Origin of the sequence: Saccharothrix sp. CB00851 (assembly GCF_001905065.1) — a bacterium.
Lineage (GTDB): Bacteria > Actinomycetota > Actinomycetes > Mycobacteriales > Pseudonocardiaceae > Actinosynnema.
This window is the reverse complement of record NZ_LWLC01000005.1, coordinates 53,437-68,644: the sequence shown is the minus strand read 5'-3', so window position 1 is coordinate 68,644 and position 15,208 is coordinate 53,437. Positions and strand designations below refer to the sequence as shown.

The 15,208-nt window shown below is 69.7% G+C and carries 18 protein-coding genes; 13 read left to right on the top strand and 5 right to left on the bottom strand.

Translation table 11 applies throughout. From position 1 onward, the window contains the following. The first annotated feature begins 261 nt into the window (after nucleotides 1–261). From A6A25_RS07575 to atpD, 10 genes are all read left to right on the top strand, one after another. Nucleotides 262–912 carry an L-threonylcarbamoyladenylate synthase gene (locus A6A25_RS07575; protein WP_073887327.1) on the top strand — a complete coding sequence of 217 codons (651 nt, stop codon included), beginning with the start codon at nucleotides 262–264 and terminating at the stop codon, nucleotides 910–912. 71 nt (nucleotides 913–983) lie between these two features. Continuing rightward, a complete protein-coding gene (locus tag A6A25_RS07570; RefSeq protein ID WP_083668077.1) occupies nucleotides 984–2,144 on the top strand; it encodes a glycosyltransferase family 4 protein in 1,161 nt (386 codons plus the stop codon). A gap of 66 nt (nucleotides 2,145–2,210) precedes the next feature. After that, nucleotides 2,211–2,660 (top strand): hypothetical protein, encoded by a 450-nt coding sequence (locus A6A25_RS07565; protein ID WP_073887164.1) that lies wholly within the window; start codon nucleotides 2,211–2,213, stop codon nucleotides 2,658–2,660. A gap of 152 nt (nucleotides 2,661–2,812) precedes the next feature. Further along, nucleotides 2,813–3,592, top strand: a complete 780-nt coding sequence (atpB, locus tag A6A25_RS07560; RefSeq protein ID WP_143193006.1) for a F0F1 ATP synthase subunit A — start codon at nucleotides 2,813–2,815, stop codon at nucleotides 3,590–3,592. Nucleotides 3,593–3,653: 61 nt separating this feature from the next. After that, a complete protein-coding gene (locus A6A25_RS07555; RefSeq protein ID WP_073887163.1) occupies nucleotides 3,654–3,905 on the top strand; it encodes an ATP F0F1 synthase subunit C in 252 nt (83 codons plus the stop codon). Nucleotides 3,906–3,936: 31 nt separating this feature from the next. After that, nucleotides 3,937–4,485, top strand: coding sequence for a F0F1 ATP synthase subunit B (locus A6A25_RS07550; RefSeq protein WP_073887162.1), 549 nt, complete (start codon nucleotides 3,937–3,939; stop codon nucleotides 4,483–4,485). A 10-nt stretch (nucleotides 4,486–4,495) separates the two neighbouring features. Continuing rightward, complete coding sequence (locus A6A25_RS07545; RefSeq protein ID WP_073887161.1) at nucleotides 4,496–5,332, top strand: F0F1 ATP synthase subunit delta; 837 nt, start codon at nucleotides 4,496–4,498, stop codon at nucleotides 5,330–5,332. Nucleotides 5,333–5,393: 61 nt separating this feature from the next. Then, nucleotides 5,394–7,040, top strand: a complete 1,647-nt coding sequence (gene atpA / locus A6A25_RS07540; RefSeq protein WP_073887160.1) for a F0F1 ATP synthase subunit alpha — start codon at nucleotides 5,394–5,396, stop codon at nucleotides 7,038–7,040. Between the two features lie 7 nt (nucleotides 7,041–7,047). Next, a complete protein-coding gene (locus tag A6A25_RS07535) occupies nucleotides 7,048–7,983 on the top strand; it encodes a F0F1 ATP synthase subunit gamma (protein WP_073887159.1) in 936 nt (311 codons plus the stop codon). Continuing rightward, nucleotides 7,976–9,412 carry a F0F1 ATP synthase subunit beta gene (gene atpD, locus A6A25_RS07530; protein WP_206745040.1) on the top strand — a complete coding sequence of 479 codons (1,437 nt, stop codon included), beginning with the start codon at nucleotides 7,976–7,978 and terminating at the stop codon, nucleotides 9,410–9,412. Before A6A25_RS07535 ends, atpD begins: the two co-directional genes overlap by 8 nt. Nucleotides 9,413–9,467: 55 nt before the next feature. On the opposite strand, the gene A6A25_RS07525 is transcribed toward atpD, so the two are convergent. Continuing rightward, a complete protein-coding gene (locus A6A25_RS07525) occupies nucleotides 9,468–10,214 on the bottom strand; it encodes an IclR family transcriptional regulator (RefSeq protein ID WP_073887157.1) in 747 nt (248 codons plus the stop codon). A gap of 152 nt (nucleotides 10,215–10,366) precedes the next feature. On the opposite strand from A6A25_RS07525, the gene A6A25_RS07520 reads away from it, so the two are divergent. Together A6A25_RS07520 and A6A25_RS07515 are read left to right on the top strand one after the other, a co-directional pair. Beyond that, entirely contained in the window at nucleotides 10,367–10,732 is a 366-nt protein-coding gene (locus tag A6A25_RS07520) for a F0F1 ATP synthase subunit epsilon (RefSeq protein WP_073887318.1), read from the top strand. A 22-nt stretch (nucleotides 10,733–10,754) separates the two neighbouring features. Then, nucleotides 10,755–11,186, top strand: coding sequence for a DUF2550 domain-containing protein (locus A6A25_RS07515; RefSeq protein WP_073887156.1), 432 nt, complete (start codon nucleotides 10,755–10,757; stop codon nucleotides 11,184–11,186). A 9-nt stretch (nucleotides 11,187–11,195) separates the two neighbouring features. Here A6A25_RS07515 and A6A25_RS42815 read toward each other — a convergent pair whose 3' ends face one another. Both A6A25_RS42815 and A6A25_RS07505 read right to left on the bottom strand, forming a co-directional pair. Then, nucleotides 11,196–12,680, bottom strand: a complete 1,485-nt coding sequence (locus tag A6A25_RS42815) for a PKD domain-containing protein (protein WP_198932599.1) — start codon at nucleotides 12,678–12,680, stop codon at nucleotides 11,196–11,198. Nucleotides 12,681–12,815: 135 nt separating this feature from the next. Beyond that, nucleotides 12,816–13,682, bottom strand: coding sequence for an NAD(P)-dependent oxidoreductase (locus A6A25_RS07505; protein ID WP_073887154.1), 867 nt, complete (start codon nucleotides 13,680–13,682; stop codon nucleotides 12,816–12,818). A gap of 89 nt (nucleotides 13,683–13,771) precedes the next feature. On the opposite strand from A6A25_RS07505, the gene A6A25_RS07500 reads away from it, so the two are divergent. Beyond that, nucleotides 13,772–14,125: a winged helix-turn-helix transcriptional regulator gene (locus tag A6A25_RS07500; RefSeq protein WP_073887153.1), complete on the top strand. Its 354-nt coding sequence runs from the start codon at nucleotides 13,772–13,774 to the stop codon at nucleotides 14,123–14,125. Here A6A25_RS07500 and A6A25_RS07495 read toward each other — a convergent pair. Beyond that, complete coding sequence (locus tag A6A25_RS07495; RefSeq protein WP_073887152.1) at nucleotides 14,113–14,484, bottom strand: SCP2 sterol-binding domain-containing protein; 372 nt, start codon at nucleotides 14,482–14,484, stop codon at nucleotides 14,113–14,115. The two genes, A6A25_RS07500 and A6A25_RS07495, sit on opposite strands and share 13 nt — an antisense overlap. 118 nt (nucleotides 14,485–14,602) lie before the next feature. Beyond that, entirely contained in the window at nucleotides 14,603–15,175 is a 573-nt protein-coding gene (locus A6A25_RS07490; protein WP_073887316.1) for a cob(I)yrinic acid a,c-diamide adenosyltransferase, read from the bottom strand. Nucleotides 15,176–15,208: the final 33 nt, after the last annotated feature.

The following is a 15,208-nucleotide window of genomic DNA, read 5'->3' as shown; positions in this document are numbered from 1 at the left end:
CTGGCGGATAAAGCGCCCGCCAAGCCTGCCCGGCTTCGACCAGCCTAAAGCACCCGAACCCCATGTAAAATCGGGCCTTTTGCGGTCCCGCTGCGGTTGGGTTGCGGGTCCGTTGTGGGCGGTGATGGCGTTTTACCTGCAGGTTTCCTGCTGGGTCTCGGCGGTCGGGGTTGTGCTGTGTGATGGGTGGTCGAGGGGTTCCTGGGGGTCGTGTGTGACCTCGGACGCTGGGGTTCGTGGTGCTGTGCTTGGATCAGCAAGGTGAGCACGGTCTACGATTGTGGCGTTCCGGCTGATCGGGCGGCGGGGCTTGCGGCTGCTGCGGGCGCGGTGCGGTCCGGGCGGTTGGTGGTCCTTCCCACGGACACGGTTTACGGCATCGGGTGCGATGCGTTTGACGCGTCTGCCGTGCGTGCGCTGTTGGAGGCCAAGGGGCGCGGCCCGGACATGCCCGTTCCCGTTCTGGTCGGGTCGTGGACGACGATCGACGGGTTGGTCCTCGGGGTTCCTCGGCAGGCGCGGGCGTTGATCGAGGCGTTCTGGCCCGGTGGGCTGTCGTTGGTGCTGCCGCACGCGCCGTCGTTGGCGTGGGATCTCGGTCACACCAGGGGCACGGTGATGCTGCGGATGCCGTTGCACCCGGTCGCGCTGGAGCTGTTGCGGGACGTCGGGCCGATGGCTGTGTCGAGCGCGAACAAGTCGGGGTTCCCACCGGCGGGTACGGCGCAGGAGGCCTGGGACCAGCTCGGCGAGGAGGTCGGCGTCTACCTGGACGGTGGGCCGGCGGCCGAGAACATCGCGTCCACGATCGTGGACCTGACCGGGCCGGACCCCGTCGTGTTGCGGGAGGGCGCGGTGCCGGTGGCGGCGGTTTCCGAGGCGTTGGGCGTCGAAGTCGAGGTCGCGCGCTAGTGGATCTTCCCGATCGGGGTAGCGTGGTGGTTCCATCGCCCGTCACCCCAGTGCCGAGGGGCTAGCCTGCTGTGGGCCAGTTGCCTGCCGTGTCCAACGTCCTCCCCGTCCGGGAGTACCTGCTCGTCGCGCTGACCGCGGCGGTCGTGACGTTCCTGCTCGTCGGCCTGGTGCGCGTCCTGGCGTTCCGGATCGGCGCGGTCGCCTACCCCCGGCAACGGGACGTGCACGTCAAACCCATGCCCCGGATGGGTGGTCTCGCCATGTACGGCGGGGTGCTCGGCGGCATGCTGCTGGCGCACCAGCTGCCGGTGCTGCGCTCGGCGTTCGACTTCTCCTACGACCCGTACGCGGTGATCGTCGGTGGTGGCGTGATCGTGCTGGTCGGTGTGCTGGACGACCGGTTCGAGCTGGACTCGCTGACGAAACTCGCGGGCCAGGTGACGGCGGCGGGCATCCTGGTGCTGTTCGGCCTGCAGTGGTTGTTGTTCTGGGTGCCGTGGGGCGATGACGGTGAGGGCACCGGGTCGCTGCTGTCGCTGGACCAGAACCAGGGCGCGATCCTGAGCGTGCTGCTGGCCGTGACGATGGTCAACGCGATGAACTTCGTGGACGGCCTGGACGGGCTGGCGGCGGGCATCGGGTTGATCGCGGCGGCGGCCACCTGCGTGTTCTCGATCGGGTTGTTGGCGAACAACGGCGGTGACGTGGGCGCCTACCCGCCCGCGCTGATCGCGGCCACGCTGGCGGGTGCGTGCCTGGGGTTCCTGCCGCACAACTTCAACCCGGCGCGGATCTTCATGGGCGACTCCGGGTCGATGCTGATCGGGCTGATGCTGGCGGCGGCCACGATCTCGGCCTCCGGGAAGATCAACTACGAGTCGGTTCGGGCTACCGACGTGCTCGGCCTGCTGTCGCCGTTGGTGGTGGTCGCGGCGGTGCTGTTCGTGCCGCTGCTGGACCTGCTGATGGCCGTGGTGCGGCGGACGCGGCGCGGGGAGAGCCCGTTCTCCGCGGACAAGATGCACCTGCACCACCGGCTGCTGGAGATCGGCCACTCGCAGCGCCGCGCGGTGCTGTTGATCTACTTGTGGGCCGGTGTGCTGGCCTTCGGCGCGGTCGCGCTGACCCTGTTCGACGTCGTGGTGGTGGTGTGGTGCCTGGCGATCGGACTTGTTCTCGCACTGTTGGTCTCCGCGATACCCAGGCTTCGTGAAGTCCGCCGCACATGACCCCCGATGGGGTGGTGAGAACCAAGGGCTCTTTACACTCGGTCCCGATGGGTGGGAAGAGGTGACATGAGCTCTCCGGAGAAGACGGAGTGGACGCACGAGGCCGTCGTGCGACGACTCGCAGGTGAGATGTACCGCAGCGCGCTGTGGGCGGCACTCGCGACCGTGGTCGCGGGCGCGATCCTCTGGACCGTGCTGGCCGGTGTGCCGGGCCTGGTCGCCGCGCTGATCGGAGGCGCCATCGCGTGCCTGTCCTCGGCCGGGACGCTGCTGCTCATGCACCGCACCGCCGCGATGCCGCTCCAGGTGATCATGGTGGCGGCGTTCGCCGGGTTCATGGGCAAGCTGATCCTGCTGTTCGCGGTGATGCTGCTGCTGCGCCAGTTCCCGGTCCTGCACACCAACGCGCTGGCCTTGACCATGGCCGCGACCATCGTGGTCGCCACGTTCATGGAGGTGCGCGCTTCCAAGCGCAGTCGCAGTCAGATCGTCATCCCGACCCCTGGAAACACCTGATCTACCGGCTGGTACGGTGCGCGCAAGACGGGACACCCAGGTAGGTGGGGTGCCTCTCGCGGGCGCTTGCGGTCCGTAAGGTACGTTAAGTCCCGATCGTGACGATTCCCCCGGCGGAGTGAACGCCGGCCGGGAGAACCGGAAGGAACACAGTGACCACGATGGTGCTGGCTGCGGGTGATGAGTTCGTCGCACCCGGAGTGAAGGACTTCTTCCTCCCACCGATCTTCGGTGAGGTCACCAAGCCCATGGTGCTTCTGGTGCTCTCGATCTTGATCATCGGTGCGTTCTTCATCGCGGCGACCCGCAACCTCAAGCTCGTTCCCGGCAAGTTCCAGTTCGCCGCCGAGTCGCTCTACGACATCGGCCGCAACTCGATCGCGCGCGAGCAGATCGGCGCCAAGGACTTCAAGCCCTTCGTGCCGCTGATCCTCACGGTCTTCACTTTCATCCTGGTGAACAACCTGTTCGGGATCATCCCGGTCGTGCAGTTCCCGACGATGTCGCACATCGGGTTCCCGCTGGCCGTCTCGCTGCTCGTGATCTACCCGGTGTACCACTTCGTCGGATTCAAGCGCCACGGTTTCCTCGGTTACCTGAAGCACCAGACCATGCCGCCCGGCGCGCCGTGGTTCGTGCTCATCCTGCTGATTCCGATCGAGTTCTTCCAGAAGTTCTTCCTGAACCCGCTCACGCTCGCGATCCGAGTTTTCGCGGCCATGTTCGCGGGTCACCTGCTCTTGCTGGTGTTCACCCTGGCCGGTGAGTACCTGCTCTTCGCCGGCGGCATCACCGTCGTGGTCGCGCCCATCGCGTTCGCCTTCGCCATCGCGTTGACGTTCCTGGAAGCGCTGATCATGGTTCTTCAGGCCTACATCTTCGCGCTGCTGTCCGCCAACTACATCGGCGCGGCGCTGGCCGAAGAGCACTGAAAAATCACAAGCCTCCGATCCGCGAGCGTTCGCGGACCGAGTTGGAAAGGGAACAGCACAAGTGAGCGCTATCGTTCTTGCTCAGGAAGCCGCGAACGTCAACCTGAACCAGGGTCTCGCCGCGATCGGCTACGGCCTCGCCGCCATCGGCCCCGGCATCGGCGTGGGTCTGATCTTCTCCTCGGTCATCAACGGCACCGCCCGTCAGCCCGAGGCTCGCGGCGTGCTGCTGAGCCTGGCCTGGACCACGTTCGCCATCGTCGAGGTGCTCGCCCTGCTCGGCTTCGTCGTGTACTTCCTCGCGACGGCCTGAGTACCGGTTCATCGCATCAGAGAGGTTTGTGATGAATACCCTCATCTTGGCTGCGGAGGACGGGGCCATCAACCCCGTCCTGCCGCACACGTCGGAGATCATCCTCGGCCTGATCGCGTTCCTCCTGCTGTTCTTCGTCATCAAGAAGTTCGTGTCGCCGCGCTTCGAGACGTTGTACGCGGAACGTGCCGCCAAGATCGAGGGCGGGATCGAGAAGGCCGAGCAGGCGCAGGCGCAGGCCCAGCAGGCGCTCGAGCAGTACAAGGCGCAGCTGGCCGAGGCCCGTGCCGAGGCGGCCCGCATCCGCGACGACGCCCGCATCGAGGGCGAGCAGATCATCAGCGAGCTGCGCGCCAAGGCTCAGGAGGAGTCCGCGCGGATCGTCGCGCAGGGGCAGACCCAGCTCGAGACGCAGCGCGCGCAGATCGTCGCGGAGCTGCGTGGCGAGTTGGGCCGACTGGCCATCGACCTGGCTGACCGGGTCGTCGGCGAGTCGCTGGAGGACGAGGTGCGCCGTCGGGGCACCGTCGACCGGTTCCTCTCCGAGCTCGACGGCACGTCGGCTCCGGCCGCCAAGTGAGGGAACGCCGATGACGCTGCACGCCGCTAGCCGTGACGCCCTGGCCGCCGCCGAACTGCGGCTGCTGGAGGTCGTCGACGGCACGACCGGCCCCACCGCCAGCGAGTCCCTGGGCAAGCTGGGCGAGGAGCTGTTCGCGGTCGTCAGCCTGCTGTCGGCGCAGCCCGCGCTGCGCCGGGCGCTGGCCGACAACTCCTCGGACCCCGCGTCCCGGGAGCAGCTGCTGCGCGGTCTGCTCGGCGGCAAGGTCGCCGACGTGACCCTGCAGGTGCTGGCCACGGTCGTCACCGCGCGCTGGTCCAGCCCGCGTGAGCTGGTCGACGGCATCGAGTCGCTGGCCCGCACCACGCTGCTGGTGCGGGCGGAGCGGGACGACAAGCTCGACTCCGTCGAGGACGAGCTGTTCCGGCTCGGCCGCATCATCGCGGGCAACCACGAGCTGGAGCTGGCGCTCTCCGACCCGGCGGCCGAGCCCGCGGGCAAGGTCGCGCTGGTCGACAGCCTCGTGGCGGGCAAGGTCGACGACACCACCAAGACCCTGGTGGACCAGCTCGTCCGCGAACCGCGTGGCCAGGGGGTCGTCAGCGGCCTGGGTGAACTCGCGTCGCTCGCGGCCAAGCGCCGGGAACGTTCCGTCGCCTACGTCCGTTCCGCCGTCGAGCTGGACGCGGCGCAGCAGGAGCGCCTCGAAGCCACGCTGACCCGGATCTACTCCAGGCCGATCGCGTTGCACGTGGAGGTCGACCCGACGCTGCGCGGCGGCCTGCTGATCAAGATCGGCGACGAAGTCATCGACGGAAGCGTGGCGGGTCGGTTGGCGTCCCTGCGCCGCGACCTCGCCGGCTGACCGAACCGGAACCGCGGCCCACAAGCCCCTTTCCCGAAAACGAAGTGAGAGCAGGAACGACATGGCGGAGCTGACGATCTCGTCGGACGAGATCCGCAGTGCGATCGAGAAGTACGTCTCGACCTACTCCCCGGAAGTCAGCCGGGAAGAGGTCGGCGTCGTCGCGGAGACCTACGACGGCATCGCCATCGTCGAGGGTCTGCCCGGCACCATGACCAACGAGCTGCTGGAGTTCCCCGGCGGCGTGCTCGGCGTGGCCCTGAACCTGGAAGTCCGCCAGATCGGCGCGGTCATCCTGGGCGACTTCGACAAGATCGAAGAAGGCCAGGAGGTCAAGCGGACCGGCCAGGTGCTCTCCGTGCCGGTCGGCGACGGCTTCCTCGGCCGCGTGGTGAACCCGCTCGGCCAGCCGATCGACGGCCTCGGCGACATCGTGGCCGACGACAACCGCGCGCTGGAGCTGCAGGCCGCGACCGTGCTGCAGCGGCAGCCGGTGAGCGAGCCGATGCAGACCGGCATCAAGGCCATCGACGCGATGACGCCGATCGGCCGCGGCCAGCGCCAGCTGATCATCGGCGACCGCAAGACCGGCAAGACCGCGGTCTGCATCGACACGATCATCAACCAGAAGAAAGCCTGGGAGTCGGGCGACCCGCAGCAGCAGGTCCGCTGCGTGTACGTCGCCATCGGCCAGAAGGGCTCCACCATCGCGGGCGTCAAGGCCGCGCTGGAGGAGGCGGGCGCGCTGGAGTACACCACCATCGTCGCCGCCCCCGCGTCCGACTCGGCCGGCTTCAAGTGGCTCGCGCCCTACACCGGCTCGGCCATCGGCCAGCACTGGATGTACCAGGGCAAGCACGTCCTGATCATCTTCGACGACCTGACCAAGCAGGCGGAGGCCTACCGCGCCATCTCGCTGCTGCTGCGTCGCCCGCCGGGCCGCGAGGCCTACCCCGGCGACGTCTTCTACTTGCACTCGCGCCTGCTGGAGCGCTGCGCGAAGCTGTCCGACGACATGGGCGGCGGCTCGATGACCGGTCTGCCGATCATCGAGACCAAGGCCAACGACGTGTCGGCGTACATCCCGACCAACGTCATCTCGATCACCGACGGCCAGTGCTTCCTGGAGTCCGACCTGTTCAACGCCGGTGTGCGCCCGGCCGTCAACGTGGGTATCTCGGTCTCCCGCGTCGGTGGCGCCGCGCAGACCAAGGCGATGAAGACGGTCTCCGGCTCGCTGCGCCTGGACCTGTCGCAGTTCCGCGAGCTGGAGGCGTTCTCCGCCTTCGCCTCGGACCTCGACGCCGCCTCGCGCGCCCAGCTGGACCGCGGCGCCCGCCTGGTCGAGCTGCTCAAGCAGGGCCAGTACTCGCCGGTCCCGATGGAGGAGCAGGTCGTCTCCATCTACCTCGGCACGAACGGCCACTACGACGACATCCCGGTGGGCGACGTCCGCCGGTTCGAGTCGGAGTTCCTCAACCACGTGCGGCGCAGCCACGAGGTGATCCTGTCCGACATCCGTGAGTCCAAGAAGTTGTCGGACGACACGGAGAAGGGCATCGTGGACGCCGTCAACGCGTTCAAGCAGCAGTTCAGCGCCTCGGGCGGCGCCACGGTGATCAACGAGGCGCCCGCCGACGCGATGGACGCCGACAAGGTCGGGCAGGAGTCGGTGAAGGTCAACCGGCCCGCTCCGACCGAGAAGTGACGTAGGCATGGCGGCACAGATCCGAGAGCTGCGCCAGCGGATCCGCTCGGTCAACTCGACCAAGAAGATCACCAAGGCGTACGAGCTCATCGCCACGTCCCGTCTGGCCAAGGCGCAGACGAGGGTCGCGGCGTCGAAGCCCTACGCGGAGGAGATCACCAACGTGCTCTCCTCGCTGGCGACGGCGTCCGCGAACCTCGACCACCCGCTGCTGACCGAGCGCAAGAACCCCCGCCGTGCCGGTGTCCTGGTCGTGACCAGCGACAAGGGCATGTGCGGCGGCTACAACGCCAACGTGCTGCGTGCCGCCGAGGAGCTGTTCTCGCTGCTGCGGTCCGAGGGCAAGGAGCCGGTGCTCTACGTCGTCGGCCGCAAGGGCGTGGGCTACTACAGGTTCCGCCGCCGCGCGATCGCGGGCGAGTGGACCGGCTTCTCGCAGCTGCCGCACTACGTGAACGCGGTCGAGGCCGGTGACGAGCTGGTCAAGGCGTTCGTCGCGGGCAGCGACGACGAGGGCGACCAGCCCGGCCCGGACGGCGTGCTCGGCGTGGACGAGCTGCACGTGGTCTACACCGAGTTCAAGTCGATGCTGAGCCAGACGCCGGTCGCCAAGCGGATCGCGCCGATGGTGGTCGACTTCGACCCGGCGCCCGCGAAGCTCCAGTCGGTGTACTCGTTCGAGCCGAGTGCCGAGACGCTGCTGGGCGCGCTGCTGCCCAAGTACGTCAAGACCCGGCTCTTCTCGGCACTGCTGGACGCGGCGGCCTCGGAGTCGGCGGCGCGGCGGACCGCGATGAAGGCGGCGACGGACAACGCCACCGAGCTGGTCCGCAACCTCAGCCGCCAGGCGAACGCGGCCCGCCAGGCCCAGATCACCCAGGAGATCAGCGAGATCGTCGGTGGCGCCTCCGCGCTTACCGGTGGCGCAGGAAGTGATGAGTGACATGAGTGCTACTGCCACCACCACCCGCACCGGCCGTGTGGTCCGGGTGATCGGTGCCGTCGTCGACGTGGAGTTCCCGCGTGACGCGGTGCCGGAGCTGTTCAACGCCCTGAGCGTCGAGATCACCTTCGAGGCGGTCGCCAAGACGCTGACCCTGGAGGTCGCCCAGCACCTGGGTGACAACCTGGTCCGCACCATCTCGATGCAGCCGACCGACGGCCTGGTCCGCGGCGCGGCGGTGACCGACACCGGTCGCGCGATCAGCGTGCCCGTCGGCGACGTCGTCAAGGGCCACGTCTTCAACGCGCTGGGCGACTGCCTGGACGAGCCGGGCCTCGGCCGCGACGGCGAGCAGTGGGCCATCCACCGCAAGGCGCCGTCGTTCGACCAGCTCGAGGGCAAGACCGAGATCCTGGAAACGGGCATCAAGGTCATCGACCTGCTGACCCCGTACGTCAAGGGCGGCAAGATCGGCCTGTTCGGCGGCGCGGGCGTGGGCAAGACGGTGCTCATCCAGGAGATGATCACCCGTATCGCCCGCGAGTTCTCCGGCACGTCGGTGTTCGCCGGCGTCGGTGAGCGCACCCGTGAGGGCACCGACCTCCTCCTCGAGATGGAGGAGATGGGCGTGCTCGGCGACACCGCCCTGGTGTTCGGTCAGATGGACGAGCCGCCCGGCACGCGCATGCGCGTCGCGCTCTCGGCGCTGACGATGGCGGAGTACTTCCGCGACGTGCAGAACCAGGACGTGCTGCTGTTCATCGACAACATCTTCCGGTTCACCCAGGCGGGTTCGGAGGTGTCGACCCTGCTGGGCCGCATGCCGTCCGCCGTGGGTTACCAGCCGACGCTGGCGGACGAGATGGGTGAGCTCCAGGAGCGCATCACCTCGACCCGCGGTAAGTCGATCACCTCGCTGCAGGCCATCTACGTGCCCGCGGACGACTACACCGACCCCGCGCCCGCCACCACCTTCGCCCACCTGGACGCGACGACGGAGCTCTCCCGTCCGATCTCCCAGAAGGGCATCTACCCGGCGGTGGACCCGCTGTCCTCGTCCTCCCGGATCCTCGAGCCGTCGATCGTCGGCGAGGAGCACTACCGGGTGGCGCAGGAGGTCAAGCGAATCCTGCAGAAGTACAAGGAACTGCAGGACATCATCGCCATCCTCGGCATGGACGAGCTGTCCGAAGAGGACAAGGTCCTCGTCGGCCGCGCCCGTCGCCTGGAGCGCTTCCTCGGCCAGAACTTCATCGTGGCCGAGAAGTTCACCGGTCAGCCGGGTTCGTTCGTGCCGATCAAGGACACGATCGAGGCGTTCGACCGCGTCTGCAAGGGCGAGTTCGACCACTACCCGGAGCAGGCGTTCTTCTCCTGCGGCGGGTTGGACGACGTCGAGGCCAACGCCAAGAAGCTCGCCGGCAAGTAAGTCGGGCTTCGTTCCGAAGGGCCGTTCCCGGGTGTGGGGACGGCCCTTCGGGCGTTCACGGGGACGCCCAGCCCAGGGCGCGCGAGATGGCCAGCCCGCACGTCCGCACGGCGGGCACGACGGTGTCCGTTCGGGTGCCCGTGGGCACGACGACGGACACCGCGGCGACCACCTCGCCGTCCTGGTCGCGCACGGGTGCGGCGACCGAGTAGGTGATCATCTCGATCTGGCGGTCGCTGATGGCGTAACCGTCGCGGCGCACGCGGGCCAGGGTCTCCCGCAGCTGCGGCGGCGACACGATCGTCTTGGGCGTGAACCGCTTGAGCGGCGCGGCCAGCACGGCCTCCTGCACGGCGACGGGCGCGGCGGCCAGCAGCACCAGGCCGACGCCCGTGCAGTGCAACGGCATCCGGCTGCCCACGCGGGTCACCACGTTCACCGCGTCCCGCGCCGAGATGCGCTCCACGTAGACGACCTCCGTGCCGTCGCGCACGGCCAGCTGCACGTTGTGCCGCGTGACCTCGTACAGGTCCTCCAGGAACGGCAGGGCCCGGTCCCGCAGGTCCAGGCTGCCCGGCGACAACGCGCCCAGCTCAAGCAGCCTCAGGCCCACGCAGTAGCGGCCGTCGGGGGTGCGGTCCAGGGCGCGCAGCTCGACCAGGGACGCCACCAGCCGGTGCGTGGTGCTCAGCGGCAGGCCGGAGTGGCGGCTCAGCTCGGACAGCGTGACCGCCGGCCGCTCCACGGTGAACACCGACAACAGCGAGAACGCGCGTTCCAGCAGCGACTTCGGTGGTGGCACGGGCCCAGTCTCGCAGGGGTCGGGCCTTCCGCTCACCGGGATCGACCCGGCGACGACCCCGGCCGGGTGGCGGTAGGGGTGGCTGGTGCGGCGGGGTGTTCCGGTCACCGTTTAGACTGCGGATGACTCCAGTCGACTTCAGGGAGATGCGCGTGGCCGAGATGACCGTCCAGTTGGTCGCCGTGGAACGCCGCCTGTGGTCCGGCACGGCCACGTCGGTGGTCGCGCAGACGCTCGAAGGCGAGATCGGCATCCTGCCCGGCCACGAGCCGGTGCTCGGGCAGCTGGTCGAGGGCGGCGTGGTCCGGATCCGGACCACCGACAACGAGCTCGTCACGGCGGCCGTGCACGGCGGGTTCCTCTCCGTGACCGGTGAGGGTGTGAGCATCCTCGCCGAGGACGCGGAGCTCTCCCACGAGATCGACGTCGAACAGGCTCGCGCGGACGCGCAGGACGCGGACGACGTGCAGCGGGCCCGGGCCATCGCGCGGCTGCGCGCCGCCGGACACTCGGCCTGACGCGGACGGGCGGACGAACGCCGTGGGGATCGCCGAACTGGTCGGGGTGGTCCTGTTCGGCGCGGTGGTCGTCCTCGTGTACCTCACGTGGCGCCGCGTCCGGCTGTTGCGCGCGGGCGGTGTGCACGTCGCGCTGAGGTCGAGGCTGGACGACTCCGGCCGGGGCTGGCACCTGGGCGTCGGGCACTACCGGGGTGACGAGTTCACCTGGTTCCGCGTGCTGAGCCTGCGGTCCGGCCCGGACATGGTGATCTCCCGCGAGGGTTTCGAGATCGACGACCGGCGTGAGCCCACCGCGCCGGAGGCGTACGCGATGCCCACGGGCGCGGTCGTACTCCGCTGCCGCGGCAACAAGGGCGAAGTCGAGATCGCGATGGGCCCGGACGCGCTGACGGGATTCCTGTCCTGGTTGGAGTCAGCGCCTCCGGGCCGATCCATTCCCTGGGCCTCCTGAAGCCGCCGGTCAGGCGACGTCGAGGCTGTCCGCGGCCTGCCGCGCGGTGGTCGTGGGTTGCTGGACCGCGGTGGTCGCGCTGATCGCCTCGTTGTCCAGCGGCTGGGCGTCCGGGGTGCCCGCCAGGGTGGCCACGGCCCGGAAGTTCACCTTGCCGAGGGCGGCGTCGTCCGGGCGGAACGTGTAGTTGAACGGGAACGCCACCCCGCCCGTCGCGCTCGCCGGCACGTACTGCGTGTAGCGGCCGACCTCGCTCCAGCCCGACGGCGTGGCGCGGTGCAGCGTGACGGTCACGTCCTCGGCGTACCGCGTGGTCCCGACCCGGACGGTGACGCGCTTGGTCTCGCCGACCACCGCGGCGGCGGGTGTGGCGAACCGGGTGATGGCGGCGTCGTGCGTGCGGACCCGGACCACCTGGGACGCGCTGCCCGTGCGGCCGTCCTCGGAGGTGACGGTCAGCGTCACGGTGTAGTCGCCGTCGGCGGCGTAGCGGTGCCGCGGGTCGCCGGTGTCGGCGGTCGTCCTGTCGCCGAAGTCCCACCGCACGGTGACCGGGCCGGGCGTGTCGGGGACCGTGGAGGTGTTGGTGAAGCCGACGTCGGTGAACGTGGACGGCGCGCCCGGGAGGTAGGAGAAGCCGGCGCGGATCGGCCGGGCGGCGGCGATCGAGAAGCTCGCGGACGTGCTGTCGAAGACGTCCGCGACGCGCAGGTAGTAGGTGGTGCCGCCGGTCGCGCGGAACGACACGCCGCCGTTCCAGGCGCAGGTGACCTCGGTGAGGTCCTTGAGCTGCGACCCGGTGTAGACCTCGAACCGCGGGATGCCCCACGTCGGGGCGACGACGACCGGGGTGGTCTCGGGCAGCGTCACGGCGTACCAGAGGGACCTGGTGGACTTCCCGCACCGGCTCTCCGGCTCGCCCGGCTCCTCGGTCGCCCCGGCCAGGGAGGCGTCCGCGGTGTGCGGCAGCGAGGTGACCCGCTCGGCGTGGTCGAACGCGTCGTTGGCGGGCGGTGGCGTGCCCGGCCACCCGGTCACGCCGAAGGTCAGCGACCCGACCGGTCCCCAGGGGTACGCGCTGACCATCAGGTGGTACGTCGTGCCGGCGACGACCGGGACCTCGACGCGGGACTGGAGCGTGCCCTCCTCCCCGTTGTCGTCGCACGCGACCTGCGTGAGCGCGCCGCGGTAGCCGGTGTGCACCGACAGGATCGTGTCGTAGTCGCTGCCCGCGGTGGTGGCGACCAGCACGCCGTCCGCGGGCGCGGTGTAGGTGAACCACACCGACTGGTGGAACCCGTGGCAGTCGGCGGGGTCGTCGTAGGCGGTTGTCGCCTCGACTGCCGACTGGGTGGTGGTGAAGGGCAGGGATGCGATCGACGTCGCCTGGTGGAAGTCGTCGTTCGGGGGTGGCGCGGCGTGCGCCACCCCCGGGACGAGCAGACCGAGCATCGCGGCCACGAAGACCGGTGCGGATCTTCGTGTTCTGCGCACCGCGGAATACCCCCTCGTCGAGTGGACGCCCCCCGGCGTCCGGACTCGACCGAGTGAACACAAAGACGATCAGCCGCGCCGGTTCGTTGATCACGTGGGCACTCGATCGGCCCAGGCGCGTCACTCGAACAGAGGTCAGGCGGGTTGCCTGAGGCTCTCGTAGATCCGGGCGAAGCCCTCCTTGCCGTGCCCGGCGTCGACCTGCCGCCGGATCAGGGCCTGCACCACGCCGACCACCTCGGTGGAGATGCCCTGCGCGGCACTGGCGTCGATCATGTCGCCGAGGTCGGAGAACTCCAGGCTCTGCTGCCCCGGCACGGTGTAGTCGCCGCCGTCGATCACGGTGGCGAAGCCGGCCAGCCCGCCGGTCATCGCGGACAGCCACGGCGCGGCACGCTCGGCGAACTCCGTTGCGGACACCCCGGCGTCCGCGACCATCGCCGCGCCGTGCAGGAACCCGGCGAACATGACGTACATGCCGGCGAGCAGGGCCAGGTCGTACAGCGACGCCGTGCCCGCGTCCTCGCCGAAGTACGCGCTCTCACCCCACAGGTCGAGCAGCGGCCGGTACTGCTCGAACGCGGCCTGCGAGCCGCTGTAGAGGATGGACGAGCCGGGCTGCCCGATCATGTGCGGCACGGCCATGATGCCGCCGTCGAGGTAGACCACGCCGTGCGCCGCGGCCCACCCGGCGATCTCCCGCGACTGCTCCGGCGTGGTCGTGGTGACGTTGACCAGCGTCCGGCCGGTGAGCAGGTCGGCCACCGGGTCCAGCACCTGGTGGACGGAGGCGGCGTCGAGGAGGCAGGCGACCACGACGTCGGCCGCGGTCACGGCGTCGGCCGCGGAGTCGGCGGCCGTGGCGCCGAGCTCGACCAGGGCGTCGGCCTTGCCGGGTGAGCGGTTCCAGACGGTGGTGGGGTGCCCGGCCCGCACCAGGGCCGCGGCGAGGGCGGCGCCCATCGCGCCGAGCCCGAGGACGGTGACCTTCGTGTTCGTCATGCCTTGATCGTCACCCGAACCGGTACTGTCGTACCAGTACGGACTTTATTGTGCGGTACCCACCTTTTGGTAAGCACCCGGGAGGGTCGATGGCGGCTCGGCGTGGTCCCTACTTCTGCGGCATGGACGCCGCGATGGACGTGGTGTCGGGCAAGTGGAAGTCGCTGATCCTGTGGGAACTGGCCGAGCACGGCGTGCGGCGGTTCGCCCAGCTGCGCCGCGGCCTGCCGGGCGTGAGCGAGAAGATGCTCGTCCAGCAGTTGCGCGAGCTGGAGGAGGACGGCCTGGTGCACCGCGAGGTGTTCCCCGAGGTGCCGCCGCGGGTGGAGTACACGCTGACCGAGCACGGGGTGTCGCTGAACGAAGCGCTCGCCGCACTGGGCGAGTGGGGTGCCGAGCGGATGCGGCGCATCGGCGCGGAGAAGGTGGTCTACGCGTCCTGACCGGGCACCCGCCGGGCCGGCTCCGGCCGGCGGAACAGCGTGCCGAGCAGGCGCAGGGCGTCCCGGTCGCCCGAGGCCGCGGCCGCGCCGGACGTGATCTTGTCCGCCAGGCTCGACCGGCCGCCGGCCAGGTCGGCGAAGACGTCCTCGCTCGTCTCGACCACCGCGTCGGGGCGCGGGTCGGGACCGTGGCCCGCGTCGACCGTGCCGTCGTCCACCCGCACGTGGAACACCTCGTCGCCGACCCGGAACTCGTAGGTCGCCCGCACGCCCGCCGCGGCGCCCGGGTCGAAGAACGCCTCCATCGCCAGCACCGTCCAGCCCGGGTGGAACGCCTCGCCCTCCCGCCGTCCGTCCATGGCCCACTTGGCGCCCCACCGGGCCAGGGCGAGGACCGCGGGCCCGAGTTCCGACCGGCCCCGGTGAGGGCGTAGGCGGGGGGTGCGGGCGCCAGGAAGTACCACCGGGAGGTCCGGATCAGGCGTTCGCCCCCGGCTGCCAGAGCACGTCGCCGTCCGGGTTCGCCACCCTGGCCAGGATGAACAGCAGGTCGGACAGCCGGTTCAGGTACTTCGCGGTCAGCGTGTTCGTCCGCTCCGCCTCGACCTCGATCAACGCCCACGCCGACCGCTCCGCCCGTCGGGCGATGGTGCGGGCCTGGTGCAGCAACGCCGCGCCCGGTGTGCCACCGTTGAGGATGAACGACTCCAACTTGCCCAACCGGGAGTTGAACGCATCGCACCACGACTCCAGCCGGTCCACGTAGGCCTGGGTGACCCGCAGCGGCGGGTACTTGGGGTCGGGCACGACGGGCGCGCACAGATCCGCGCCGACGTCGAACAGGTCGTTCTGGACCTGCCGGACCACGTCGGCGACGTCGGTCTCCAGCGCGCCCAGCGCCAGGGCGACGCCCAGGGCGGCGTTGGTCTCGTCCACGTCGGCGTACGCCGTGATGCGGGGCGAGGTCTTGGGCACCCGGGAGAAGTCGCCGAGGCCGGTGGTCCCGTCGTCGCCGACGCGGGTGTAGATCTTCGTCAGGTGCACGGCCATGTCCAGCACTGTAGACACCGCAGTGGCCCACCA

Bases quoted from the DNA above. Each gene is read 5' to 3' on its own strand.
- A6A25_RS07565 (WP_073887164.1), top strand. From the start codon at position 2,211: ATGAGCTCTCCGGAGAAGACGGAGTGGACGCACGAGGCCGTCGTGCGA.
- A6A25_RS07550 (WP_073887162.1), top strand. From the start codon at position 3,937: ATGAATACCCTCATCTTGGCTGCGGAGGACGGGGCCATCAACCCCGTC.
- A6A25_RS07545 (WP_073887161.1), top strand. From the start codon at position 4,496: ATGACGCTGCACGCCGCTAGCCGTGACGCCCTGGCCGCCGCCGAACTG.
- atpA (WP_073887160.1), top strand. From the start codon at position 5,394: ATGGCGGAGCTGACGATCTCGTCGGACGAGATCCGCAGTGCGATCGAG.
- A6A25_RS07535 (WP_073887159.1), top strand. From the start codon at position 7,048: ATGGCGGCACAGATCCGAGAGCTGCGCCAGCGGATCCGCTCGGTCAAC.
- atpD (WP_206745040.1), top strand. From the start codon at position 7,976: ATGAGTGACATGAGTGCTACTGCCACCACCACCCGCACCGGCCGTGTG.
- A6A25_RS07505 (WP_073887154.1), bottom strand. From the start codon at position 13,682: ATGACGAACACGAAGGTCACCGTCCTCGGGCTCGGCGCGATGGGCGCC.
- A6A25_RS07500 (WP_073887153.1), top strand. From the start codon at position 13,772: ATGGCGGCTCGGCGTGGTCCCTACTTCTGCGGCATGGACGCCGCGATG.
- A6A25_RS07495 (WP_073887152.1), bottom strand. From the start codon at position 14,484: ATGGACGGACGGCGGGAGGGCGAGGCGTTCCACCCGGGCTGGACGGTG.
- A6A25_RS07490 (WP_073887316.1), bottom strand. From the start codon at position 15,175: ATGGCCGTGCACCTGACGAAGATCTACACCCGCGTCGGCGACGACGGG.